General features: G+C 48.1%; 19 protein-coding genes. 7 read left to right on the plus strand and 12 right to left on the minus strand.

Translation table 11 applies throughout. The annotated features are described in order from the left end of the window. Positions 1-102: 102 nt before the first annotated feature. From HGH91_RS31195 to HGH91_RS05770, 3 genes are read right to left on the minus strand one after another with little or no spacing between them, the layout of a single operon-like run. Positions 103-1,476, minus strand: coding sequence for an ATP-binding protein (locus tag HGH91_RS31195; RefSeq protein WP_168737467.1), 1,374 nt, complete (start codon positions 1,474-1,476; stop codon positions 103-105). Further along, a complete protein-coding gene (locus tag HGH91_RS05765) occupies positions 1,473-2,153 on the minus strand; it encodes a response regulator transcription factor (protein ID WP_168737468.1) in 681 nt (226 codons plus the stop codon). The genes HGH91_RS31195 and HGH91_RS05765 overlap by 4 nt, the downstream gene beginning before the upstream one ends. Before the next feature lie 50 nt (positions 2,154-2,203). Continuing rightward, the gene (locus HGH91_RS05770; RefSeq protein ID WP_247651657.1) at positions 2,204-3,586 is read right to left on the minus strand and encodes a sensor histidine kinase; all 1,383 of its coding nucleotides are present in this window, start codon (positions 3,584-3,586) and stop codon (positions 2,204-2,206) included. Positions 3,587-3,653: 67 nt separating this feature from the next. Here HGH91_RS05770 and HGH91_RS05775 point away from each other — a divergent pair, with 67 nt between their 5' ends. Together HGH91_RS05775 and HGH91_RS05780 are read left to right on the plus strand one after the other, a co-directional pair. After that, a complete protein-coding gene (locus HGH91_RS05775; RefSeq protein WP_168737469.1) occupies positions 3,654-4,196 on the plus strand; it encodes an AAA family ATPase in 543 nt (180 codons plus the stop codon). A 93-nt stretch (positions 4,197-4,289) separates the two neighbouring features. Next, positions 4,290-5,825 carry a sulfatase family protein gene (locus HGH91_RS05780; protein ID WP_211092207.1) on the plus strand — a complete coding sequence of 512 codons (1,536 nt, stop codon included), beginning with the start codon at positions 4,290-4,292 and terminating at the stop codon, positions 5,823-5,825. 63 nt (positions 5,826-5,888) lie between these two features. Here HGH91_RS05780 and HGH91_RS05785 read toward each other — a convergent pair whose 3' ends face one another. After that, on the minus strand, positions 5,889-6,905 hold the full coding sequence (locus HGH91_RS05785) for a DUF3500 domain-containing protein (protein WP_168737471.1): 1,017 nt from the start codon (positions 6,903-6,905) through the stop codon (positions 5,889-5,891). Between the two features lie 127 nt (positions 6,906-7,032). On the opposite strand from HGH91_RS05785, the gene HGH91_RS05790 reads away from it, so the two are divergent. Further along, positions 7,033-8,538, plus strand: a complete 1,506-nt coding sequence (locus HGH91_RS05790) for a patatin-like phospholipase family protein (RefSeq protein ID WP_168737472.1) — start codon at positions 7,033-7,035, stop codon at positions 8,536-8,538. Continuing rightward, positions 8,519-9,181 (plus strand): hypothetical protein, encoded by a 663-nt coding sequence (locus tag HGH91_RS05795; protein WP_168737473.1) that lies wholly within the window; start codon positions 8,519-8,521, stop codon positions 9,179-9,181. Before HGH91_RS05790 ends, HGH91_RS05795 begins: the two co-directional genes overlap by 20 nt. Here HGH91_RS05795 and HGH91_RS05800 read toward each other — a convergent pair. Next, on the minus strand, positions 9,174-10,016 hold the full coding sequence (locus HGH91_RS05800; protein ID WP_168737474.1) for a universal stress protein: 843 nt from the start codon (positions 10,014-10,016) through the stop codon (positions 9,174-9,176). The two genes, HGH91_RS05795 and HGH91_RS05800, sit on opposite strands and share 8 nt — an antisense overlap. Before the next feature lie 240 nt (positions 10,017-10,256). Here HGH91_RS05800 and HGH91_RS05805 point away from each other — a divergent pair, with 240 nt between their 5' ends. The 3 genes from HGH91_RS05805 (at position 10,257) to HGH91_RS05815 (ending at position 12,338) form a co-directional block, all read left to right on the plus strand. Beyond that, positions 10,257-11,072, plus strand: coding sequence for a helix-turn-helix transcriptional regulator (locus tag HGH91_RS05805; RefSeq protein WP_168737475.1), 816 nt, complete (start codon positions 10,257-10,259; stop codon positions 11,070-11,072). A gap of 71 nt (positions 11,073-11,143) precedes the next feature. Continuing rightward, a complete protein-coding gene (locus HGH91_RS05810) occupies positions 11,144-11,920 on the plus strand; it encodes an isocitrate lyase/phosphoenolpyruvate mutase family protein (RefSeq protein WP_168737476.1) in 777 nt (258 codons plus the stop codon). 31 nt (positions 11,921-11,951) lie between these two features. Beyond that, the gene (locus tag HGH91_RS05815; protein WP_168737477.1) at positions 11,952-12,338 is read left to right on the plus strand and encodes a YybH family protein; all 387 of its coding nucleotides are present in this window, start codon (positions 11,952-11,954) and stop codon (positions 12,336-12,338) included. Positions 12,339-12,399: 61 nt separating this feature from the next. On the opposite strand, the gene HGH91_RS05820 is transcribed toward HGH91_RS05815, so the two are convergent. The 7 genes from HGH91_RS05820 to HGH91_RS05850 all read right to left on the minus strand — a co-directional run bounded on the left by HGH91_RS05820 (position 12,400) and on the right by HGH91_RS05850 (position 25,021). Beyond that, positions 12,400-13,515 carry a TlpA disulfide reductase family protein gene (locus tag HGH91_RS05820; RefSeq protein WP_168737478.1) on the minus strand — a complete coding sequence of 372 codons (1,116 nt, stop codon included), beginning with the start codon at positions 13,513-13,515 and terminating at the stop codon, positions 12,400-12,402. A 38-nt stretch (positions 13,516-13,553) separates the two neighbouring features. Then, positions 13,554-16,115, minus strand: coding sequence for a M1 family metallopeptidase (locus tag HGH91_RS05825; RefSeq protein ID WP_168737479.1), 2,562 nt, complete (start codon positions 16,113-16,115; stop codon positions 13,554-13,556). A 38-nt stretch (positions 16,116-16,153) separates the two neighbouring features. Further along, a complete protein-coding gene (locus tag HGH91_RS05830) occupies positions 16,154-17,572 on the minus strand; it encodes a TlpA family protein disulfide reductase (RefSeq protein ID WP_168737480.1) in 1,419 nt (472 codons plus the stop codon). Between the two features lie 226 nt (positions 17,573-17,798). Further along, positions 17,799-18,659, minus strand: a complete 861-nt coding sequence (locus HGH91_RS05835) for a hypothetical protein (RefSeq protein ID WP_168737481.1) — start codon at positions 18,657-18,659, stop codon at positions 17,799-17,801. Between the two features lie 30 nt (positions 18,660-18,689). After that, complete coding sequence (locus HGH91_RS05840) at positions 18,690-20,198, minus strand: RagB/SusD family nutrient uptake outer membrane protein (protein WP_168737482.1); 1,509 nt, start codon at positions 20,196-20,198, stop codon at positions 18,690-18,692. 9 nt (positions 20,199-20,207) lie between these two features. Next, positions 20,208-23,789, minus strand: a complete 3,582-nt coding sequence (locus HGH91_RS05845; RefSeq protein WP_168737483.1) for a SusC/RagA family TonB-linked outer membrane protein — start codon at positions 23,787-23,789, stop codon at positions 20,208-20,210. 92 nt (positions 23,790-23,881) lie between these two features. Then, complete coding sequence (locus tag HGH91_RS05850; RefSeq protein ID WP_168737484.1) at positions 23,882-25,021, minus strand: FecR family protein; 1,140 nt, start codon at positions 25,019-25,021, stop codon at positions 23,882-23,884. Between the last annotated feature and the right edge of the window lie 39 nt (positions 25,022-25,060).

Raw genomic sequence — 25,060 nt, forward strand, 5'->3', positions numbered from 1 at the left:
CCGGACCAGCGTCCATAGTTTGATGTTTTAATGCGATGCAAAAGTAAGACCGCCCCATGTAAAAGGCTATTAGAAGGTGAACAGAATTTTATTAGAAATTTATTAGTGTGAGAGGTGAGGTATTTCCACGGTAAATATGCTTCCCTCACCGGTACGCGACGATACGCTGATGGTGCCTTCGTGCATGGCAATAATCTTTTGGGTTAACGAAAGACCAATCCCGTTGCCCCGGGTGAAATCCATATTGGCGCCGCGAAAGAAGGCGGTAAAGATGTAGGGAATGTCTGTACCGGCAATACCGATCCCCCGGTCCATAAACCGGAGCGCCAGCTTATTTTCGTGGTAGCTGATAGACACGGTACATTGATGATCGGCTGAAAATTTACAGGCATTTTCCATCAGGTTAATAAAAGCCACTTTCAGCAGGTATTCATTTCCATTGACAGAAATAAAATCATCATCTTCTATTTCCTGTTCAAAGCGGATGTCTACCTTATAATCTTCGGCAGTTTTGATAACCGCGCTGCGGGCATCCATCAGCAGTTCGTCGATGCGCAGCTCCCGGCGGCTCACTTCCGTTTGATCGTAGTTGGCCTTGGCCAGGTCGAGCAAACCGTTGGAAAGCTTTACCAGGCGCCGGGCATCAGCCAGGGCCAGGTGAATGACCTCTTTATATTCGGGCGCCGATCTGTCTTTCGTGAGCGCAATCTGCAACTCTCCTACAATGGTGGCCAGCGGGGTACGCAGCTCATGGGAGATATTGCTGACAAACTGTTTCTGTGCATCAAAAGAGTTTTCGAGGCGGTCTAACATTTTGTTAAAGGTGGTGGCCAGCTCCCCGATTTCATCTTTTTCATTTTGCACCGGCACCCTTAAATCGAGGTTGGTAGCGGTGATCTCTTCCACCTTATCTACCATATCTGCCACGGGTTTCAGGGCTTTGCCCACGAAAAAATAGCCAGCAATAATAGTCAAACCGATAATCCCGATGAAAGAAAAAATCAGGCTGTATTTAAACCGTTGCAGGCGCTGCAACCCATACTTATCGATGGCGGCTGCGGTAATTACATAGTGAGTGCCGTTATGTTCAAACAACAATCCAACTACCTGCAGAGGGCCCTGTTCAAACCTGATTTCTGACCGCTGCAGGATGTCGTTGATCATGGCTTTGGTTTCTTTCACCTTGTCGATCTGCACGGCATCGTGGTATAACAGGTGAAACGCAGTATCATAGAGTGCCACTTCTTCCCCAAACAGCGCATTGTCGGCATTCTTATACATCAGCTGTAATACGCCGGGCGATACTTTGGCATCCAGCAGCATATTGGCTTTGGTGATGGCTTCCCTTTTCAGGTGTTCATAATATTCATCTTTGCGGGTACGCGCCGAGGATATATATATGAATACCGCGAAGGCAAGCAGCAGCCCGCCAAAGAGCACCAGGAACAATAATATGAGCCGGGTTTTTATTTTCACTCTGCCTTAAATATGAAACCCATGCCAGACCGGGTGTGGATGAGTTTTGTGGGGAAATTTTTGTCTATCTTCTTTCTCAGGTAGTTGATATATACATCAATGAAATTGGTACCGGAATCGAAGGTATCCCATACTTTCTCTGCTATTTCGGTGCGGGACAATACCCGTTCCGGGTTTTTCATCATATACTCCAGCAACCGGAATTCCTTGGGGGTGAGGTCAATCACCACCTGGTCGCGCTTCACAATTTTAGTTTGCAGGTTCATTTCCAGGTCGGCAAAGCGGAGGGTAAATCCCTGGCTATAAGGACTGCCGGCCTGGCTGCGCTTAATTAATGCGCGAATGCGGGCATGCAGCTCCCGGAAATCGAAGGGTTTCACCAGGTAGTCATTGGCGCCGGCGTCAAACCCTTCTACCTTATCGTCGGTAGTGCCCAGGGCGGTGAGCATGATAATAGGGCAATCGGGCAATACGCTGCGGATTTGTTTACAGAGATCCAGCCCGTTGATTCCCGGCAGGATAATGTCCATAATAATGAGATCGTATTCATTGGACAGGGCCAGTTTCTTTCCCATCTCGCCGTCGTAAGCCAATGATATCCGGAAACCCTGTTCTTCCAGCCCTTTCTTAATCATTTCTGCTACCCGCTGTTCATCTTCAATTACCAGGATATTCATAAAGCCCTCGTTTAGGGGCCAAAGATAAAACAAAAATAAAGGGTAAAGCGCTAGTTGGCTACGGCTGGCTCGTTCATATCGATGTCACCTTTGCTGAGTTGTATCGTAAAAGTAGTACCACTTTCAGGATCGCTTTCTACATCAATGATTCCCCGGTTGTGTTCTACAAACTCGCGGCACAGCATCAGGCCAAGACCGGTGCCTCTTTCGCCCCCGGTACCGTAGGTAGGAAATGGCTGGGAAGTAAAGAGTGCCTTCAGTTGCTGGACATTCATTCCTACTCCATAATCAGTTACGGCAATGATTACACGTTCCTGCCCCTGGGTAGCGGTTATGGCCACCTTTCCGCCTGGGTAGCTGAATTTAAGGGCATTGCTGAACAGGTTGCGCAGGATCACCGATACCTGGTCACGATCGGCATACAGGGTGGTATTAACCGGTACCTGTACTTCTACCGTGATCTGCTTTTGCTGGATAATCAGTTCAAAAAAATTGAGTACTTCTGTCAGCACAGGCGCCAGCAGGAAATCCTGCGGGCGGGTCTGGATACCCTTCATACTCCGGGTGCTCCAACGCAGCATATTATCCAGCGTGCCGCCCAGCTGTGCTACTTTTTCGTGCAGTACGGCGGCGGCTTCGCCCATATCTTCCCGGGAGTATTGCCCCTTCAGGTACATATCCAGTAAGCTCTCCAGCGTAGCCAGCGGGCTTCGGATATCATGCGCTACAATGGAAAAGAGCTTTTCCTTGTCTTTATTCATAGATTGCAGCACCTGGCGCTGCTTCTCAATTTCCTGCTGGTAATCTGTTTGTATGTGTTTAAAAAAATAAAGGGCGATGACGAGAAAAAACAACGATACGGTGACATTGCCCCATACCCTTTCCGCAGGCACGGGCGGGGCCAGGTACCAGGATTGCGGCATGAAGATGATCAGCAGAAATGCCGTGGTTACAATAATGCTCAGTATTCCAACTACCCATTTATTGTCGTATACCAATATACTTACCACCAGGATATTCAACAGGAAATATTCTGCCCCATTGTGAAAATATATTCCCGAAAAAGTATATACAAAAATGCTAAAGATGAGTAACACCAGCCGGGCGCTCAGGTATCTCCGGTATTTATGCAGTAACAATACCACTACCGCTGCACCGGTATTAAAGAAATTAAGCGCCGACAACAGGTAGCGGCCCTGGAAAGCGTTGAGTACACAGTAAAAGAAGGTAAAGGGTATAGTAGGCAGTGCCAAAAGGTTTATCAGCATTGTGCGCCTTGCCTCGATATAGGGCAATGCCGGATGCACCCCTAACTTGACAACGTGATCCCAGCAATTTTCCAGGCCCTGATAAACAAAACGCTTTACTGCATACAACATAGGTTTGACAAAGATACTCCGAAAGTGCGCACTTTTTCCTGGTCTTTTTCCCATTGCGGATTTTTTTCACGAGATTGCAGTTACTTATCTCCTCTCTCCCACACTTTTTTCCCTTTTCATCATGACAAAAGACAATTTCTTCGTGCTCACGGGCGGTCCCGGTATGGGAAAAACGTCTGTGATAGCAGCTTTACAAGAACAGGGCTACCTGACCGTTTCAGAAAGCGGCCGGGAAATTATCAGGCAACAGGTAGCTACCGGGGGCACGGCGATCCCCTGGCAAGACCGCCAGGCCTTTGCCCAGCTGATGTTTGACCAATCCATCCGGGACTTTGAGCAATTGTCGGTACAGACTGAACCCGTATTTTTTGACCGGGGCATCGCCGATACCATTGGCTACCTGGAGCTATGCGGACTACCCGTGCCGGATTTCATGTGCCAGGCGGCCCACCGGTATCGTTACAACAACCGGGTATTCATTACACCGCCCTGGAAGCACATCTATACCGGCGATACAGAACGGAAGCAATCATTCGAAGAAGCAGCAGCTACTTATGAGATGATGGCAAAGGTGTACCAACAGCTGGGTTACACGCTGGTACGCCTGCCTTTAGATACGGTAGCGGCACGGGCAGCGTTCCTGTCGGAATTTCTCACTTATTAATACCAGAAAAACTATCTTTATCCGCATCATGATATTCTTCCGATGAGAGGATACCCACCGTAAACAGTGAAAAAAATAATGAAAAAACACCCGATGACACGTACTTCTTTTGCCAGGAAAGTAACGACTAGTCTATTCTTCGGACTATTAAGCCTGACCGTCGCCGCACAACAAAAGCCCAACATCATTATCATTTACGCTGATGACCTGGGCTATGGAGACGTTAGCTGCTACGGCATGAAAAAAATCAAAACGCCTAACATCGACCGCCTCGCCAAACAGGGCGTTCGCTTTACCAATGCGTATGCTACCTCGGCTACCTGCACGCCTTCGCGCTTTGGGTTGCTGACCGGCAAATATCCCTGGCGCCAGCGTAATACAGGTATTGCCCCTGGAGATGCATCCCTGATTATTCCTGCTGATCACCGTACCTTGCCCGGGATGCTGAAAGATGCCGGGTATCATACCGCCGCTATCGGCAAATGGCACCTGGGACTGGGCACCAAAGCGGGCATCGACTGGAACACGCATATATCGCCAGGACCACTGGAAGTTGGATTTACCTACTCCTTCATTATGCCCGCCACACTGGACCGGGTGCCTTGTGTATTTGTAGAGAACCACGACGTCGTAAACCTCGATCCGAAAGATCCCATCACGGTCAACTACCAGCATAAAATAGGGAATGATCCTACCGGCCTGGAAAACCCGGAAAAACTGCGCATGCATCCCGATCCACACCAGGGACATAACCAAACCATCGTAGACAGCATCAGCCGCATTGGCTGGATGAGCGGTGGCAACAGCGCCCGCTGGAAAGATGCCGACATTGCCGGTACCCTTACCGAAAAAGCTATTCACTTTATCGCCGACAATAAACAACAGCCCTTCTTCCTGTATTTCGCCAGCGGCGATATCCATGTACCCCGCTATCCACATAGCCAGTTCAGGGGGAAAAGCGGTATGGGCCTGCGCGGCGATGCCATCCTGCAACTCGACTGGACCGTAGGGCAACTTGTGAAAGCGGTAGACAGCCTGGGACTCACCAACAATACCATGATCATTTTTTCCAGCGACAACGGCCCCGTACTGAACGATGGCTACCTCGACCAGGCAGCAGCACTGGTAGGCAATCACCATCCCGGCGGACCTTTGCGCGGAGGCAAATACAGCGCCTTTGAAGCCGGCGCCCGGGTGCCTTTCATCGTAAAATGGCCCGCAGACGTAAAAGCCGGCGGTAACTCAGCGGCACTGATTGGCCAGATCGACCTGTTTGCATCGCTGGCACATTTAACCGGACAAACCCTTACCAACGCAGAAGAAGCACCCGATAGTTTCGACATGCTGGCACAACTGCTGGGTAAGTCGCACAACAGCCGTCCATCGCTGGTTACACACGCCGGCACCCTATCGCTCATTGAAGGTGACTGGAAATACATCACCCCGTCCAAAGGCGCAAAAATCGACAAGGCTGTTAATATAGAACTGGGCAACGATCAGGCGCCACAACTGTACCAGTTGGGTAAAGATGTGCACGAACAACAGAATGTAGCCGCACAGCACCCCGATAAGGTGGCCGAAATGGCTGCCAAACTGGAAGCCATTAAAAGCAAGGCAGGAAGCCGCTAATCATACACTACCATAGAAAAGGGGGCCCGCCACTGTGGCGGGCCCCCTTTTCTATGGTAACAACTAACGATGCGCATCGCGATAATGCTCCAGCAACACATCCCCGCCAAAATCGCGCTTCAGATCCCGTACCACCGTATGCGCATGGTTGGCATTATTCTGCGTATTATCGTATTCAATGATCAGGGTGGGTCCTTGAATCCGGTAGTAATAAGGCTTTCCGGGAATACGTTCCGTACTCCCCGCCCAGGCAAAGCTGAGCTGGTCCAGTCCCGCCTGCTGAATTTCTTTTAGCATATCGTCGGCAAACAATTTCGTATAGCGGTGCACGTACACGCTGATCAGTGCCAGCAATAACTGCCGACTGGCAGCGCTCATTTCGCTATAGTGAATACCTGCCGGATGTGCTATCATGGCTTGCCTGCTGGCCCCCGTAATAATTTCAGCAGGCGCTGCAGTGGCTATCAGTGCTTTCTCTCTTTCTGCGGTGGTCAATGCCTGGATTAAAGTAAACCCACGCACCGTTTCTTCCCGTAGTATCTCCTTGCCTTTGTCGACGCCTTCCGGCACAACAGCGGGATTGGAGCCAAGGAATGCCGGCGTTGCGGCCACCAGTTCGTTCTTATCTGCCGAAAAATTAAATGCCACATGATGCCCTTCAAATCGCCAGCCCCAGGTGGTATTAGCGCCTGGAATACCGAAAATAGTCACATAGTATTTTCCCGGATCACGGTAGGTATCATTGGCGGCTCTGTGTTCCAGGTCCTTCAATATCAGCTCCAGCTGCATAATATCATTTACCTTCTTTACCGTTGCCACACTTAGTGCCGTGCCCAGCAATGCCATCAAAGCTTCCCGTTGCGCGGTATTCAGGGCTTTCACCGCAATACCTTTACGGTCGTCGCGGGGAATGTAGGAGAAATGATACCGCTCACTGGTATCAAAAGGGAACAGGGCCTGGGATTGCTGTTCCGGGCTTAACAGGCGGATAAAATGCGTGGCGCTGGATGCCATACTTTGTGCAGGTACAACAGCTGGCAAAAGAATGACCATGATCAACAACAGGAAACACCGGTGCATAAGTGCAGGTTTATAACGTGGAAGAATAATCGCTATAAATATAATCGGAAAAAGCAGATCATACAAGGTCATAAAAAGATAAAAAAAATGATTACTTTAGAGATATACATCCCTTATAACCATCTATATGCCCCGAAACAATAGCCAGGTTGCCGCCAAGGCAACGATTGCCATATCTGACTTTACCAACGATACCAGGGTAACGAAAGCACTGGATACGCTGCAACTTACCTTCAATCCTGACAAGGGCGGCCGGCCATTTATTGTGTCCGATGTGCTCGACGACGCAGGACATCAGTATGTCAACCTCGTACAGAAGGGCGGCGGCGTACTGGGCATTGCGCTGATAGGCTACACCTATGTGCTGGAACAAATGAATATCCGTTTCCTGCGCCTGGCCGGCACCAGCGCCGGCGCCATCAATACCGCGCTCGTTACCGTAATTGACAACAAGCAGGATCCGAAGTCTGAAAAAGTGCTGGATGCCGTTTGTAAGCTGAACTTCTTTTCCTTCGTAGATGGCCACCCCGCTGCACGATGGCTGATTAAAAAGTTTATTACGAAAGATGATTTTGCGGCCAGAGCCAAAAGGTCGCTGCTATGGCTGCTCGGCACCCTCGCATTCTTCATCACCGCAGATGTGGTGTTGGTAGGACTTAGCAGCCACTACGCCGGCGTGGCCGTATGGGCTGGGCTTAGCTTCCTCCTCACCGGCTGCTGTACCCTGCTCATCGCTTTAGGCGTTTCCTATGTAGCTAATTTATTAAAGCGGTTAAAGAATTCCGGCTTCGGTATAAACCCCGGAGATACCTTCTACGACTGGATTAAGCAACGGCTACACGAAAATGGCGTAGATACGGTACAACAACTAAAAGACAAAGCGGGCACCTGCCCTAAGCTAACGTTGAGGGTAGAAAATGATGCCCGGCACAAAGACCTGTTCGGTGATGTGACGTTTATTACCTCCGAGCTGGTAACACAAAATAAAATACAGTTCCCGGCCATGTGTAACTTATTCCGCACCGATATCAACACCATGCAGCCGGCGGGCTTTATACGGGCTTCCATGTCTATCCCGGTATTTTTCGAGTCCTATATGATAAAAGATATTCCGGCCACCGATCCCAACATCATGGCGGCGTGGAAAGATACCTTTGAAATCAGCCAGCCACCGGAAACGGCGCGGTTTGTAGATGGCGGTATCCTTTCCAATTTCCCCCTCAGCATTTTCTATAACAACGATATTGCCGTTCCCCGTCTCCCTACCTTTGGTATAGACCTGGACGACAGCAAGCCGGAAGACAAAAGCCAAAACCCGTTCAACTGGTCGGCATTGGGATATTTTGGCCGCATATTCAATACCATCCGTAACTACTACGACAAAGATTTTCTACAGAAGAATAAAGTATATCAGCTGGGTGTGGGCAAAGTTGATTTATCGTCCGACCAGTTCAACTGGCTCAACTTCTTCCTGTCCGACAAAGACAAGATAGACATGTTTGCGCTGGGAGCTGAAGCGGCCTGCGAGTTCCTGACCAATTTCAGCTGGGATGATTATAAAAATCAACGCCGGGACTTACAACAACAATTGACCACGGTTAAAACGCCTTCCAATGTCAATATTGCTCACTGATGCCTGGTATTGGCTCTGCATCAGCATGGCCATCTTTCTCCTGACGGCCTTTATCATGGGCCGGCAAAGCAGGTATTTTTATACCATGGATGTGGTGCCGCGCCAGTTTAGCATCACGGACCTGCAACTACCCTCCTGCCAGAAGGAACTGGTAAACCTGATCAAAGGCATTTATACTATGCCTGCTGCCAACCGGCAACAAACATTACGGGCGTTGAGAGGTCAGTTGTGGGTGGATTTCCTGTTTATGCCAGCGGCCTATGGGAGTATTTTCCTGGTATGTATGAAAGTGGCGTCAAAAATGAATCCTGCCGGCACGCTTCTTTTTAGCATCCTGGCCTGGTTGCAGCTGCTTTGCTGGCTATGCGATATCGTCGAAAATATCTACCTGCTGCAAAAGATTAGTCCTAACGTTAGCGAGTCCACGAAAACGGTACACCGCGCCTACCAGCTCCTGGAAATCATCAAATGGGGATTTTCGCTGCTGGCCACCGTTTGCGGGCTATCCGCGCTTTTATTCTTTTGGGTAACAGGGAACTTTGCCGTTTCCTCCCTCCATTACCTGTTGATAATTGTTGGAGAGATAGTGGTATTTATAGCCCTGCAAAAGCTCCCAACCAGGGAGCCATCTCCAGCTACTTGAGTACCACTACCGGCACCCTGGCAGAACGGCAAAGCGCTTCGGAAATACTTTTATGGGTAAGATAATACAGGAAACTATGTTTACCCGGCAGCGCCACAATCAGCTGGGCCTCGTGAGCAGCGGTAAAATTGATGATACTTCCCAGGATATCTTTATCGTTGCGGTAATGCAGCTCGTGATGAAAATCCTTCAGGTATTCGTGCAGGTTACGCTCATCTTCCCGGAATTGTTCATCGGGATGCAGGTAATGCTCTTCCGGATCCACATTCAATACCATAAAATGCGTGCGCTCCCATAAATGCGGAGACGCTTTCAGTTTATTGAGTTTATCCAGCGAGTGCAGGGCATTAAAATCGCAGGGTACCAGGGCATTCTTTACGGGTTGGTAACGATATCCTGATGGCACCACCATGACCCGCACCGGGCTGGCTTTCGCTATAGCAATGATGTTACGTGAAATAAGGCTGTCATCTGCGCCATGCTCGCTGCCCAGCATCACCATCTCAGGACTTTCTTCCCGGATAAGCGCTATCACCGCTCTTAAAATGGGGACTTTACTGGTAACGATGTCCACTTTCATATCGCTTACAATGCCTGTAATCTCGTTCGACAAACCTTCCAGGTGCGTCATAGCCTCCTGGCGATGATCTTCCATAAAGTCATGGTTCACCGCACCATATTCTGCCGATACGACAATATCACTGAATACATTCTGGTAAAATGTTTTCAGTAAAATAATGCGTTTATACTCATAATCTTGGGCCCATGCGGCGGCAAAGCGGATGGTGGCCGCGGAGGTGTCGCTAAAATCTACCGGAACGAGTAATGTTTTCATAACTGTCTCTTTAATTCACCGGCGCCAGTGCTGTTATCAACGCCCTTTTATAGTATATCACCTGCTGACTAAAGTTAAGTAATAGTTCGAATTCAAACTATTTGTATCAGTTAAAAAACACCTATTTTCTTTACAAAAGAAGCGGTGCTAAATCGTTCCGTTTTGTACAATTCCCCCTCCTCCCTTCGGGTTAACTTTAGCCGTTCCATTTATTCACTGAATTTGATTAAATTACATAATATGAGATACCAGGAAATCAAGCCTGACACGCGGTTAATGCCTTATATAAAGTGCTATTACCTGTACGAATCAGATACGGAGGCAACCTTCGATGATACCGTATTTCCCAGCGGGAACCTGGAAATTATCTTTAACCTGGGAAGCGGCGCCTGGCAAACAGCTGAGGGGGCGCAGTATATCACCACTCCTTCTATTGAACTGTGGGGACAAATTACCCGGCCCTTACCGATCAGGTCTGTCGGGAAGAACACCATGCTGGGTATTCGTTTTTTCCCACACGCAGCCGCTTATTTCCTGGACGATAACATCAGTGTATTCAATAACCAGGTAAATGATTTTGGAGATATCAGCGGGCCGGCCATTCGTACGTTGCATGCACAGTTACAGGAGTGCGGGTCCTGGCAGCAGCGAATTGCCCTTGTGGAGGCTTACCTGTGCCGGCGCTTTTCCTTATCCGGCAAAAGAACCAACAACGTTACGATCGTTCATCATATCATGCAGGAATTGCGAAAAGACGACTTCTTCGACAACATCAGCAATGTAGCCCTGCGTTATGGTATCAGCTCCCGCTACCTGCAGAAATTGTTTCTGCAATACACCGGGTTAACGCCCAAATTATACAGCAAGATTCACCGCTTCCAGAATAGTTTACAACTCCTGTCCAAAAAAGACAGCTCCTTAACAGCCATTGCCTATGACTGTGGCTACTTTGACCAGTCGCATTTTATCAGGGAATTCAGAACCTTTACCGGCGCTACGCCCTCCGGCTATGCCCCCGAAAGCTCTCCTATTACGCTGGCAGCTACACTGAGTTAAACTGTTCTGATTTATACAATTCCACGGTTACCCGCTGCCCTAATTTTGCTATTAATAAAAATAGCAATGATATGTCTTCCAACTTTTCTTCTTTTCACGCACTGCATCATACTGGTAACCTGTTCTTATTACCCAACGCCTGGGATGCCAGGAGTGCCGCCCTTTTTGAGCAGCAACAGTTTCCGGCAATCGCCACTTCCAGTGCAGCGGTAGCTACCAGTCTCGGTTATGCCGATGGCGAAGGCATGCCCTTCGACGACTATTTCTTCGTCATCCGGCGGATACTGTCTACCGTAAAAATTCCGCTGTCGGTTGACCTGGAAATGGGATACGGCAACACCCCACAGGCCATTAGCGACCGCGTATTACAGCTCTGGGAGGCTGGTGTGGCAGGTATCAATATAGAGGATTCCCTGATCGAAAATGATACCAGGGTATTAGGAGATGCCGTTGTCTTTGCCGATACCCTGGCATTTATCAGGCGCAAGCTGGCTGCAAAGCAGGCCCGTCTTTTCATCAACGTCCGCTGCGATACTTACCTGCTGAACGTTGCCGGCAAGCAGGCAGCCACGCAACAACGCCTGGCCCTATACGAAGCTGCCGGTGCCGATGGCATCTTCCTGCCCTGTATTACTGACCCGGCCGATATTGCCGCTGCCGTGGCCGATACCCGCTTACCGGTAAATGTAATGTGTGTACCTGGTCTCCCCAACTTTTCCCGGTTACAGGAATTAGGGGTAAAACGGGTGAGTATGGGACCATTCCTGTTCAACAACGTTTATGACCGTATCGGGGCATTGGCTGCCGATATCCAGACCACACAGAGCTTCGCGCCTGTTTTCAGTTAAATCGTTTATTCACGCTTAAAACACCCATCATATGAATTTACCTAAACGGGCAGAAGATGCCCACGCAGCGCTGGCTGCCGCATTCAATACCGGCAACGTGGCTACCGTACTGAACATGTACGATTTCAACGGGATCATTGTTCCGGCACCCGATCAGCCGGTATCCGGCAGGGAAAAATTTGAAGAAGCCATCCGGTCTATCCTCGCCATCGAAGGGACGATGGAGATTAATACCGTGTATTGCCTGCAAACAGGCAATATTGCCGTAGGCAGATCGGAATGGTGTATTAAAAATGGAGAAGAGATAAAAATCAGTTCCAAAGGAGTGGAAGTGATGCAGCAACAGGCCGACGGCACCTGGAAAATATTAATTGACCATGCCTTTGGCGCCCTGGAAGATATGAAACCCCAAGGTTGACACAAAAAAACAGGTTGTCTCTTTCCAGAGACAACCTTGTACATAAGGGTTCCACAAAAGATTATTTCAGTATTTCTGATAATTTCTTCTCTAATCTTTCGCCCATGGCACCGATCTCTATAATGTTACCTTCCGGACTAATCAGAAAAGCAGCAGGAATAGCGGCTACACCGTAGTTAGCAGCTACAGGGCTTCCTCCTCCCTTCAAGTCAGACACCTGTGCCCATGGCATTTTTTCTTCTCCAATCGCCTGCATCCACTTGTCTTTTTTGTCATCCAGGGAAATAGATAAGATAGTGAATCCTTTATCTTTATACTTATTGTAGGTAGCACTCAATGCCGGAATTGCTTCGCGACATGGTTTGCACCAACTTGCCCAGAAATCCAGCAACACATATTTACCTTTAAAATCAGCCAGCGATACGGGCTTGCCGTCAGTGTCATTCACCGTGATGGCCGGCGCCGGTTTGTTCATTAAATTTGCCATGGAACTGCCACCGAAAAGCTGTGTCATCATTCTTTTGACAGTGAACGTATTCTTCGCATCCGGTCCCAGGCTAGCCAGCAGATCTTTTATCTCGTCTTTACTCAGTGTTTGCGACAGTTGGGCGTTGATCAGGAAAGACGACGCACCTGCATTAGGGTGTTTTTTCACCCAATCCAGCGCTGCTTCAGACATCGGTTGCATCAATTTGTTCATTTCCGCCTTGATCTGTACCTGCGCATCTTCATCTCCCAGTTTTGCTGCGTTTTCCAACTTTGCCTGCAGGGCTTCTATCGCTGCTGCTCCAGTTTCTTTCGACAGCACATTTTTCTTAATGTCTACCCAATCTGCCACAAATGGACTTCCGGTATAGGTAGCATTTTCGAAGAAAGGTCCATTGCCGGTGATATTTATTTTTCCGGCTTCCAGGTAAAGGAAAGTACCCTGTTCCTGTTTACCATTGGTACCTATCTGCAAAATATAGGTGGATCCTCCCTCACTCATATCCGCGTTAATACTGAAATGATCGTTCTTCACATAACCAGTATCAATAGTATTAGTTAATGGCCCCCACAAAAACACGGTATCACCCTGGGGCAATCCTTTAATCTTTACATCCAGTTGCAGCCGTTTCTGCGCGTTGGCCGTAAATGCCGTGCACAGGGCGAGTCCCAAAAGCATACCTTTATTCATACGCATCGTTTTAGATATTTTAGAATGATTGATAAATATTATTGTACCGTAACTTTTTTCAGTTGTAATAGGCTCTCTCCTTCTCCGGGAGCGTTATAAAGTAAAGTGGCGGGCCATTGTATGCCATGCTGGGGCTGGTAGCCGGCAAATTCGAGCCGGTCGTACAACAAGCCACCAACGGTACTTACAGGAGCGCATTCCTTTATCTTGTAGCCGGTTGTAACATCATAATAGTAATCCCAGCGACTGCCTCCCGGAGCCACAACATGCACCACATAAGCATTCATGCCATTTGCGTTCACCAGGTTATCATCCAGGGTGGTTTGGTAGCCTTGATCAAAAAAATGCAGTTCCGGAAATAAGGTGGCATTGCTACTCAGCTGCGCCTGTTGCGGGGCCGACAATGGCACTGCCTGACCCAGCCGCGTAAACTGTACGCCGGTATCGGAAGTACTGATATTAGCCAGCTGCATGTGGATCATGTTTAATGAAAGGGTCGTTTGCGTAGTACCCGGCTGCCATTGCTTTTTAAAGTCCAGTTGTGCATTTTCATTGCTGGTATAGTTGATAGTAGCCTGTTGCAGCTGCTGCAAAGCGGCCTTTCCTCCTATCGCCGACAGGTAGCGGTTAACCACCTGCTCCGCCGTTACGCGGGTGGTTACCGGCGTTTTAACACCGGTTCCTTTCCAGGTGTTATTGCTGCGGTCCAGGTCGGGAATGGCATTGGCCGGATCCAGGATCACCGTGGTTACCGGCGATACCGATGCATAGTGGAATGTATAAGTGCCTTTCTGTTGCCAGATGTCTACCGGCAAATGCTGCCGGTTCACGGTTCCATTGAACTCGCGTATTTCCACGGTTAACGGCATAGGCATGTTACGTTTAATTTCGATGGTGACATCGATACCCAATGCCGGATCCCCCTTCACATATTCCACTTGCCGGATAGCCGGATTTGATTTCCAGTCGGTCAAAAACCAACTGCGCCAGAACCAGCTCAGATCTGTTCCGGTGCCGTTTTCGATAGCCCGGAAAAAGTCGTTGGGGGTGGGATGTTTAAACGCCCAGTCTTTCACAAAAGACTGGAAAGCTTTGTCGAATCTTTGTTTCCCGATCACTTCGTTTCTCAGCACCCATAGGGCTACTGCGGGTTTCACATACATCACCATGGCCATGTCTTCCAGCTTTACCGAGGAAGCAGGTGTATTCAGGGTGGTGAGCTCTTTGGGCGTCGACAACCAGCCGACGGCGGTATTCACGTCAAAAGCAGGTTCGCCTTTCAGCGAATCGCAATTGACCAGGTTAATGAAAGTATTGAGCCCTTCGCACATCCAGCCATGTTTGCTGTCGGCTGCAATCATCATATTAAACCAGGTATGGCCGATTTCATGGTTGGTTTTTGTCCAGACCGTATTTCCGAAGCTGGAATTCGAATAATGTATTACAGATACTGCGGGACCGGCTACACCAGTAATGGAACCGGCTATATTAACAGCCGTTGAATAGGGATAAGGGACCCAATTATGGGAATACAGGCGGATGATATCTTTCATTTGCCCGGTGATCTTCCGCCAGTCGGGGTGGCTTTCCGGCGGATAGAGGGCCATTGCCAGCGTAGTGCGTCCATCGGGCAGGTTGACCCGTACGGCATCCCACAGAAATGCGGCAGAAATACCCCATATGCCATCTCCGGCATTGGGTGTATAAAAATGCCAGGTCTGTTGTTTGTTGCCAGCTACGGTATTACGTAGGTCCGTTTCTGTTCTCACCTGTATCACGGAATCGCTTTTCCAGGCCTTTTTGTACCGTTCCAAAACACCGGGCGATAATACCGCTTCGGGGTTCATCAGCTGCCCGGTGCCCTGCACGATGAGTCCTGCAGGCACCGTAATGCTGGCGTCGAGGTTGCCGGGTTCCACCAGGTAACCGCTTCCGGCTACATTCCAGCCCTGTACGGCATCGTATACGCATACACGGGGAAACATCCCGGAGAACTGGTAAACTTTTCCATGAGGCGTAGATAGTATGCCCATATAATCGGAACCGATTACCGGCAATACAAAGTCATACGCCACGGCAATAACGGCACTATGACCGGGTAATAAAGGAGCGGGCAATTGTACTTTGATGTAGTTACCTGCTTCCTCATAGATAGCTTTTCGCAGGGATTGTTTATCGTTGGCCACCTGCATAGCATGGATACGGCATCCATCCGTATATTCTTCCACGTCGAAACGCGCAACGCCCGCCTTCGTGATCATCGGCATACGCGCATCCTTCCGGAAGCGGTTCTGCGAAGCCTGCAGCCACACATAATCCAATGCCACCGGGCTATTATTGGCGTAAGTAATGTTTACAGTGCCCTGGATGGCCCGGCTGGCGGTATCGAAAGTAACCGCCAACCGGTAGTCTGCTTTATTCTGCCAGTAATGGCCACCTGGCTTGCCATCGGCAGTGCGGATGTCGTTGCCAGGTGGATAATTCAGCGGAGCAAAGGCCTCCGCCGGGTTGTAAGTGGTATCCTTATTGGACTGCGCGGCGCCAGCTGGTTGAAACAGCTGAAAAACACCCACCAGTAATATGGAAAATTTAAAATACAAGTGTGACAGTTTAGGTTTGAATGGCGGAAGGTGATTGGTTAGTTTCTGGCTTTATAGCAATTGGCCACTTTTTGTTCGAAGGCATTGTCGGGAGTAGGGTATCCCATGTTTCCATCCAGGATGTTGCCCTTATCATCGATGGCTACCCAGCGGGTGATACTATTCAGGCAATAGCGGTTAATGAATTCCATCGCCTGGGGGTCTGATCTGTCGCTACTCAGGAACAAATTGTTTTCCCCTTCAATGTGGTGATCTATGGAAAACTTTTTCAATATCGCTTTATTGGGCGCACTTGGTTCTTCCCAGGCAATAGTCAGGAATACGATATCCTTTTTGTCTTTATAACTATCTGCCAGTTTCCGGAAAGTAGGTAAAGCGGCAACACAGCCATGGCACCACATCGCCCATATATCTATAATCACTATTTTGCCTTTGAAATCTGATAAGCGAACAAGGTCCCCGTTATCATTTTTCAGCGCAAAATTATAAGCCGGTGTTCCCGGCTTCATTTGCAGATACGAATTATATAAGGAATCTATCGTATGCATGGCCAGTGAGCCAGGTTTCAGGGTAGCTTTAGCTGTTTCATAAACGACCTTCAGATCGGGTGTATACGCGTTTTGCCGTCCCTCTACCGTCATCCAGCCGATGGTTGATTTTTCCTTTATGCGGTCTGCCTTCCATGTCAACAGTCCTTCCACGATCAGCTGGTTGTCTGTGAGCGTTGAGTCTTGCAGTTTACGGGCAAGCATCCATACATATTCAACTTGCGTGGCAATACCTTCATCACCAATAGCAGAAAAAGCCGGTGCAGCACAATCAAATCCGTTTAAACACCAGTCTCCCAACTCTTTTGCAGTAGACGGCGTTTTAATGGGAGTTGCCACGTTGATGCGGAGCAACAACTGCTTAGATTGTTCAAATGCCTTGAGCGCTGCCAGGTTATCTGCCTTGCTCACTTTAGCTGCGCTGATCAGCTTTGCTACCTGTGCTGAGGCATCTTTGATAAATTCATCTGCCTGTTGCGTAGTGGTTACGGCAGCACTGGCATACAAGCTGTCTATCAGGTAAGGTAATACCTGCCTATTGGCATCCTTTCCATTGCCTGCCAGGCGAAACCGGCCTGGCATCACTTTTCCCAGGTTAGTATACTTGGGCAACAGTTCAGCTTTAACCTGGTCGCCGGCATTAACAAGCAGCGGGCAACTATTCAGGTAAATGATCTGGGTACTGGCGGGTAATTTCCGGGAGAACGCTGCTGTTGGCTGATCTGTTTTTACAAAGAACGTTTCGCTTTGATAATGTTGTTTGTCATTCAGCGAATTGAAACTGATAATTCCACTAAATGCCGGTGGGACACTCACCTTCACATCGAGGGTAGTATTTACCACGGGAGCGGCTGCAGTAGCTCCTAAGCCACACAGCATCATTATAGAAAAAAAACGCGCAGTTTTCATCGTGCAGATTTTTGGTTTAAGTAAAGGCAAGGGATTAACAAAAAAGGGTGAAGCAAAAACCGGAATTATTTCAGACCGGCAACACAAAGCTGGTTTCAGGCCGATCCTTCCACGCTGGGGCAATACTATCCCTTGTCTGCAGTGCTAAGTCAGACAATGAGTCAACTCACGTTTTTGACGATGAGGGAAAATACAGGAGCGCTGTTGACCAGGTATTGTGTATAGACTAATTATGGTTACCTATCGCCTGCAGGTCAACGCCCAGGTCTTTATAAAAATTGATGACAGCATTGTACTTCGCTAATACCAAACCTTTCGTATCGTAAGCAGGGCTCAAAAAAGTAGTATCCAGCTCAGCCTTTGTATGTGTGGTAATCATCCCTACAAAGCCGGCAAAATCAGTGGCCTCACTTTTGTCTAACGCGTCAATATCATTGAATGTTTCTACTAATCCTTGTGCCCCCATATCCCAGCCAAGGCTAAAATAAGATTCCGGTAAATACTTCAGGAAGTCTGCCGGTATTTTGAGTGCTCCTGACCGCATATTCTGCAAAGCATAGGCCCTGTGCAAATACCCTCTTAACTCTTTTAACCGGCCGGGTAATTGTTGCTGCAGCGTACTGTCGGCCCATCCGACAGCCATCATCGTGCTGCTCGCCAGGACGCCAGGAACCGACCGGCCGTAAGTAGTTCTATTGGTCCACATGGTATCTATAGCAGCTGCGAGCAGGATTCTAAACGGCATTGTTTTCTGCAAAAAGCTTTCCGGGTAGAAATCAAGACATTGCGACTTAAAAAAACGAAGCGTATTAGCCACATAAGCGGGGTTTGCCTGGGTAGCGGTGGCTCTAAGGTAATGGGTGTAATCGTATCCAAAATCCCGCGGCGTAAATTTGTACAGGATATATGCACCATATTGCTTATGGAATGCCACAATGGAGTCGTCGTAGGGTTGATTACCCTGTGGCAGTGTATAAAAATCCGGTACAGTATCTGCCATCACTTTTTCTTTCTGACAGGAGGATATTGTCCACCACAATAATGGCAATAATACCAGCATGATATTGCGTACTAACGAATGGCGCATAAAATTTCTTTTTTGCATGAACAGCGATTGTTATTGTGGTTGTCTTAAATTAACCAGTTGAGGATTTTGGATTAAAGACAAATTCCGAAGTAATACTTCATTAGGAATGGGCAGTACATACTGTGGATCACGCCTGGCCAGTGTAAACACCTGGTTTCCTCCACCAATGATCGGCGAATAATAGTGGGTAATAGCGGGCATGCCGTACCGCCGGAGATCCATCCATCGGTGAGTGCCCTCTGCAAAAAACTCTCTTCTACGCTCATCGCGGCACATTTGCAACAACTGGTCAGCCGGGTGTGTCGTCCAGGGGGTGAAATTTCCTGCACTGAATCGTTTGGCGCGAAGCGTATTTAAACTTTTCAGTGCTTCCTGCGCGCCATTGGCATCTCCCTTTGTTTTATAAAGCTGTACGTACGCCTCTGCCCTGTTCAGGTAGGCCTCCGAACTGCGCCAGCTACTACCCATGTTCATCTGGCCCTGGCTGTTAGGGACTCCACTGGCGGTATTTTTCATCTGTGAGAAGTCAGCAGTTACATATTGTTTCAGCCAATCCGGGGTAACATAAAAGTAGATCCCATTCCGGAGGTCATTCGGTTCAAACTTACTTACCAGGTCGTTTGAAACATCATAAGCGCCGGGCACACCGGTTATGGTATGTTCTAATACGGATCCATAATACCAGATGGTTTCCACATTGCCTATACCTACAATTGGTTTTTCGTCCGCATTGGGATCTCCCCATCCGTTGAGCTCCATCAACTGTGGATGATAACTAATAACATAGTCGGCATGAGCAATCGCTTTATCCCATTGTTCCATGTATAAATACACCCGGCTGGCCAATAAATGCGCAGCCACGTGTGAAATACGGAATAATTTCTGATCAGATTTATTCAGCCCCAGGAGATAAATGGCGCTATCAAGGTCTGTAGTGATCTGTGTATATACCTCTTTCACCGTATTTTGCTTCGGTAGCACTTCAGACAAATTAGGGTCCAATTTAAGCGGAATACCGACGCTCTTATCTGGCGTAGTGGTAGAATCGTTATATGGCTTCGCGTATAAATTGACCAGCATAAAATTATAAAATGCCCGTAAAGCATACGCCTCCCCTTTATACTGAGCTTTTTCAGCGTCGCTGCCAACCGACTTATCGAGGTACTGCAGGGCTACATTTACCCCTAAAATCAGGCGATAATAGGTGCCCCATGAATTAAAGTTTTTCGCATCACTGCTCCCGGTCCTGTTACATACATCGATAAAATTCGGTTGCCACTGAAATGCACCTGCATTCGCCGTAATCACTGCTTGTTGATCTGCCAGCGGCTGGCCATTGTAGCACTGGATATCATCATCCATCATAACCAGATAGGGCTGCATCAGCGTATAGTTATCCGGGTAGCCGTTAGTATATAGGATCTCTCCAAAATCTTTGGTAGTTTTTGGAATAACATCCGACTGAGAACGTTCTTCCAGAAATTTCTTGCAGGACATCAGGCTCAATCCTGCTATGGCGATGACTATGATCTTTTTCATACACTCGTTTTAAAAATTCACATTCATATTGAATCCATACTGCCTGGTAATAGGCAATGCAGTGGTACCAACGCCGTCAATTTCCGGATCTTGTCCGTGTAACTTACTGCTGGCCACCGTAAACAGGTTATTAATAAAAAGCCCGGTGGAGATACCCTTTACGCCTATTCTCCGTACCACTTGCTGCGACAGGGTATAGTCAAATCTTATACTGCGGCAACGCATAAAGCTGTTGTTCACCACTCTTAAATCAGATTGATTATAGGCAGAATACACGTTATCAGGAAAATCCCCAAATGTTGTATTCGTTGTTATGTCAACAATAGCAGGTACGTTGGTTGTTTTTTCATCGCCAGGTTTACGCCAGCGGTTAATCAATTCTCTACTCACATTGGTAAAAGGCGTTGGTACGCCATCCATTGCCTGGACCTGTGTAGTCAATGGGTTCAGACGTTTGTGGCTGCCCAGCGCATAATAAAAATCCGCCGTAGTGGAGAAACTTTTATACCTGAATGACATGGAAAAACTCCCATTAAATACTGGCTGCATCTGGCCGGAATACACCAGGAAAGTAGTGGGATCATCTTTCTGTGTTTTCCCATCCGGGTTACGGAAAGTGGGAACACCGTTCGTACCATTCAACCCTGTATAGATATAAGAATAGAAACCACTTATTGGCCTGCCGGGAACAAACGCTCTACCATTTAAATAGTCAGCATAATTGTTCTGGAAATCGTTGGCGCCGATCTGGTTGAAATTCTTGCTATTAATAAAACTCAGGGATAAATTGACGTTCTTCCCGCGCAGCACCTCTACCCCCAAATGGAGTTCCAGCCCCTGGTTGGTAAGTGTGCCTGCGTTTTTGTACATGTCACTCATTCCATATTCATAGGGCAATATCCTGTTAACGATCAGGTCTTTACTGCGCTTCATGTAATAATCTGCATTCACACTCAGGCGACGATCGAATAAAGACAGGTCGACTCCAAAGTTCCACTGATAAGTTTTCTCCCAACGCAAATCGGGATAAGGCAAACTCTTGATGCCTAATAACGGTATCCCTGTAACCTGATTATAATTGTCCTTTGCTACCGGCAAATAAGAAGCGATTAGCTCCGGACCTACAGCTGTCACTACATTTCCCTGTGTACCAAAAGTGGCCCTCAAATCCAGTCCACTGAAAATACGGCTGGTTTGCAACCACGATTCATTGGTGACATTCCATTTTCCTGCCAGGCCGAAGTTGGGTAAAAATTTAGCATTAGAATACTGGCCAAACCTGTTGGAACCATCGGTACGCACAGTAGCACTAAATACATAACGGCTATTCAAACTGTAAGTGGCAGTACCAAACATAGACAACGTGTTGGTAAGCGCCCTGGTGAGCGTTGTTCTGCCAAGGGCAAACTGGCTGCCAGGACTGGGATAAAAACTCATACCGCGGTCAGGAAAATATCCCGGTTGTGTGATGGATAATCCTTTTATCTGGCTGGAATTAATTTCAACCCCCGCTGAAGCAATAAACTGATCCCGGTCTTTAAACAGGCCGGTGTTATATTCCAACATATTACGGGTATTCAGCGTCAATACATTTTGATTGGCGATAACGGCGAGACCTCCGTACGGCAATGCTGAGCCAGCTACCTGTTTGTCATTTGGCATATAAGCCAGGTCCCATCCACGCCTGTCCGACACAGATTTGCTGCCTTCATAAGCCGCCTGCATAGACTCCGCAGCATCTGTAATAGCACTGGAAGTATTTCTGAATACAAGGCCTTTCGTAATTTTATAACTCAGTCCCAAACCCACAATGAGAGACCTGATACTGCTATTATTTTCCGTTTGGGCCAGCTCATTCAGCATATTGAACGTGATTGGAGGAGGCTTGGGTAAAACACCCATCCCGGATACATTAACCGGGTAAGTGAGACTTGGATCCAATATCCTGGAAGTCTGCAATGCATAGTTCAAAGGATTTACGCCAGGATAATATCCCTTTGACTCACTATAGTTCCCCATTAATTTGAAGTCCACGGTCAGTCTTTTAGTGGCATCAGCATGGACGGCCAGGTCGGCAGTGTACCGTTTATTTCCATCCAGCTGGGCTGCACCTTTGCCGTCACTATAACTAATGGAACCATAGTAGGTCGTTTTTCCTGCGCCTCCACCCATGCTTACCCCATGCGTCATGTTAAAAGCATTTCTAAACAACACCTTGAACCAATCAGTATTATTGGTTTGCAGCTTACCCACAGCTGTTTTGAACTGAGACTCCGTAATCCTCCTGGCGTTGAGCGCCTGCATCAAACCTTCATAAGAAATATTCTCCGAAAGGCCATTATTGGAATTCTGCAGCAGGCCATCAGCATACAGCTCTCTCGACAACTGTACTCTCTGTTGAGAATTCATCAGGTTGAGATTACTGTAAGAAGGACGTTGCTGAAAGGAAAGGCTGGTATTGTAAGATACCTGCATAGGTCCCGCTTTTCCTCTTTTGGTCGTTACCACGATCACCCCATTGGCTGCACGCACACCATAAATAGCAGTTGCCGCCGCATCTTTCAGGAAAGTAATTTTTTCAATATCATAGGGATTCAGGCCGCTGATAGCGCCTCCCAACAGGGAGAAGTCACCGGACTGCGCATCCGAAACAACGTTATTCAATTGGGTCGCAGAAATATCAACCGGGTCAGGCCTCACTACATCATCGATTACCCATAGCGGACTTGCATTCCCTACAAATGTAGAAGTACCGCGCATACGAATGGTAGGACGGGCGTTTACACTACCGGAACTATTTATGATCATCAGGCCGGGCACTTTACCCTGTAACATTTTGTCGATAGACATTTGCCCGGGTTGTAATGCTTCCGCAGCGGTCAGCGTAAACACTGCGGCAGTAGACATACGGGCATCGATTTTCTGATACCCGTTTACTACCACCTCGCTGATCGCCTGTGCCGCTGTGTCCAGCTTAATTTTCATAAATACTTTCTCCGCCTCCGCTCTCGTTACCGTACGTACCACTGTTTTCATACCCAGCATGGATACACGGAATTGCTGATGCTCCTTCATCCACAGGGAGAATACTCCGTCAATGGCAGTGGTGGTACCATCCCGGGAACCCAGGACCTGTACGGTAGCTCCCGCGAGCGGTTCTCCATCTACAGTATATACCTGCCCCAACACGCGAAATGCCACATCTTTTTCAGAAATTTTCTCATTCGCTGATGCTGGCTTTTCGGCATAAATAACCACACCTCCCAGGTCCTCAATAAACTCCAGACCACTGTTGGCCAGCACCCGTTTCAGCAGTTCCCGGAGGGTACCGTTCTTCTGATCTACGGTTACTGCCGGCCCTTTACGCACCAGGTCATTGTTATAGGTAAACCGCAACTTCGTGATGGTACGAATTTCCTTTAACACCGTGGGCAAAGGCAATCCGTTGGCATGATACGTGACCCGGCTGTCCAGCACGGAATAACTACCCTGCGCCCGTACAATACCGGTAACCAGCAATAAAAAGCATAGCAGCAGTAATGGCACGGCATAGCCCTGCATGACCCTCCTGAATGAAGGTAAGCCCGACATTTTTTTCATTTTGGTTTGATATTAAAGATTAAACTCCCTGCGTAGCCTTACACATGACAGTAGCCTGTTGCAGTGTTTCTACCCGATTTTTTTCATTTTCCTGTTTGCCCGGAATGGCTTACATAAATGGTTCTGCCCTGTACCCGGAATTTAACATCGCCGTTGGTGAGACTGATACGATCCAGCACCTGCTGCAGATCTTCCGGCGTACGCATGTCCAGTGTAAAACTTAATTTTTCTAATGATGCATCTTCAAACTTAAATTCGTAATCGAAGCTACGCCCAAGGCTGTTCAAAATGGTTGATAAACTCGTTTCTTCAAAATAAATATCGCCGTCTTTCCAGGCTGTAAAGATTCTGGTATCTACTATCTGTTGTTGTAATGTTTTCGTTTGACTGTTATAGCTGGACTGTTGACCAGGCGATAACACCACATTTTGTCCATCTGCTATGGTACTTACCTTACCTGATGTAAGGGTGGTTTGTATACTCACCGTATAGGTGTTTACATTGAAAGCGGTACCCAATACATTGATGGCCACCCCTTTTGCATGTACGATGAAAGGTTGTTGCGGATTAGCCGCCACTTCAAAGAACGCTTCCCCTTTTACCTGTACTTCCCGCTTAAGTCCATTGAAGCCGGAAGGATATACTAATTCTGATTCGGCATTTACACAAACTCTGGTACCATCGCTCAATACTACCCGGATGGTATTTCCCCGGGGTACTACCAGGGTATCCTGTTGTGGCGTGGCTGCTCCATTGTTGCCTGCCTCATATACCACTTCGCTATTATTAGCCCTGATGGCTGTGCCATTCACATTTTGTACAGCGGTACCGGCACTATCCAGGGTCATTACCTTTCCATTGGATAAATGGATCTGTGGCCGTACGGAAGGTTTCAGATCCGCTTTGGCCATAAGGCCGGAAGATTTGCCTGTAGAGCGGTGATGTTGCCACCATAGTCCTGTTCCAACTACCAGCGCCGCTACGGCAGCTGCTACGGCTACTCTACGTCTCCAGCTTACTTTCATTGGCCGGTTGTCGCGTGCTGCTACAAACCGTTGCCATCCTTCTTCTGTCGGGAACTTCTCTGCCGATTGCACCCGGCTCTTCATCTCGCTGGCTGCCCGTAACATGGCCTGCTCCTCTTCATTCAGAGAGGCAGTATCCGCATTTTCCAATGCATCCAGTAGTTTGTCCCAATTTATGTCCTTGCCTGGTGTATCCATAACGATCTGTATTAAAGGCAACCGCGTTTTAAAAAAGGG

Source organism: Chitinophaga eiseniae, from assembly GCF_012641265.1.
GTDB lineage: Bacteria > Bacteroidota > Bacteroidia > Chitinophagales > Chitinophagaceae > Chitinophaga > Chitinophaga eiseniae_A.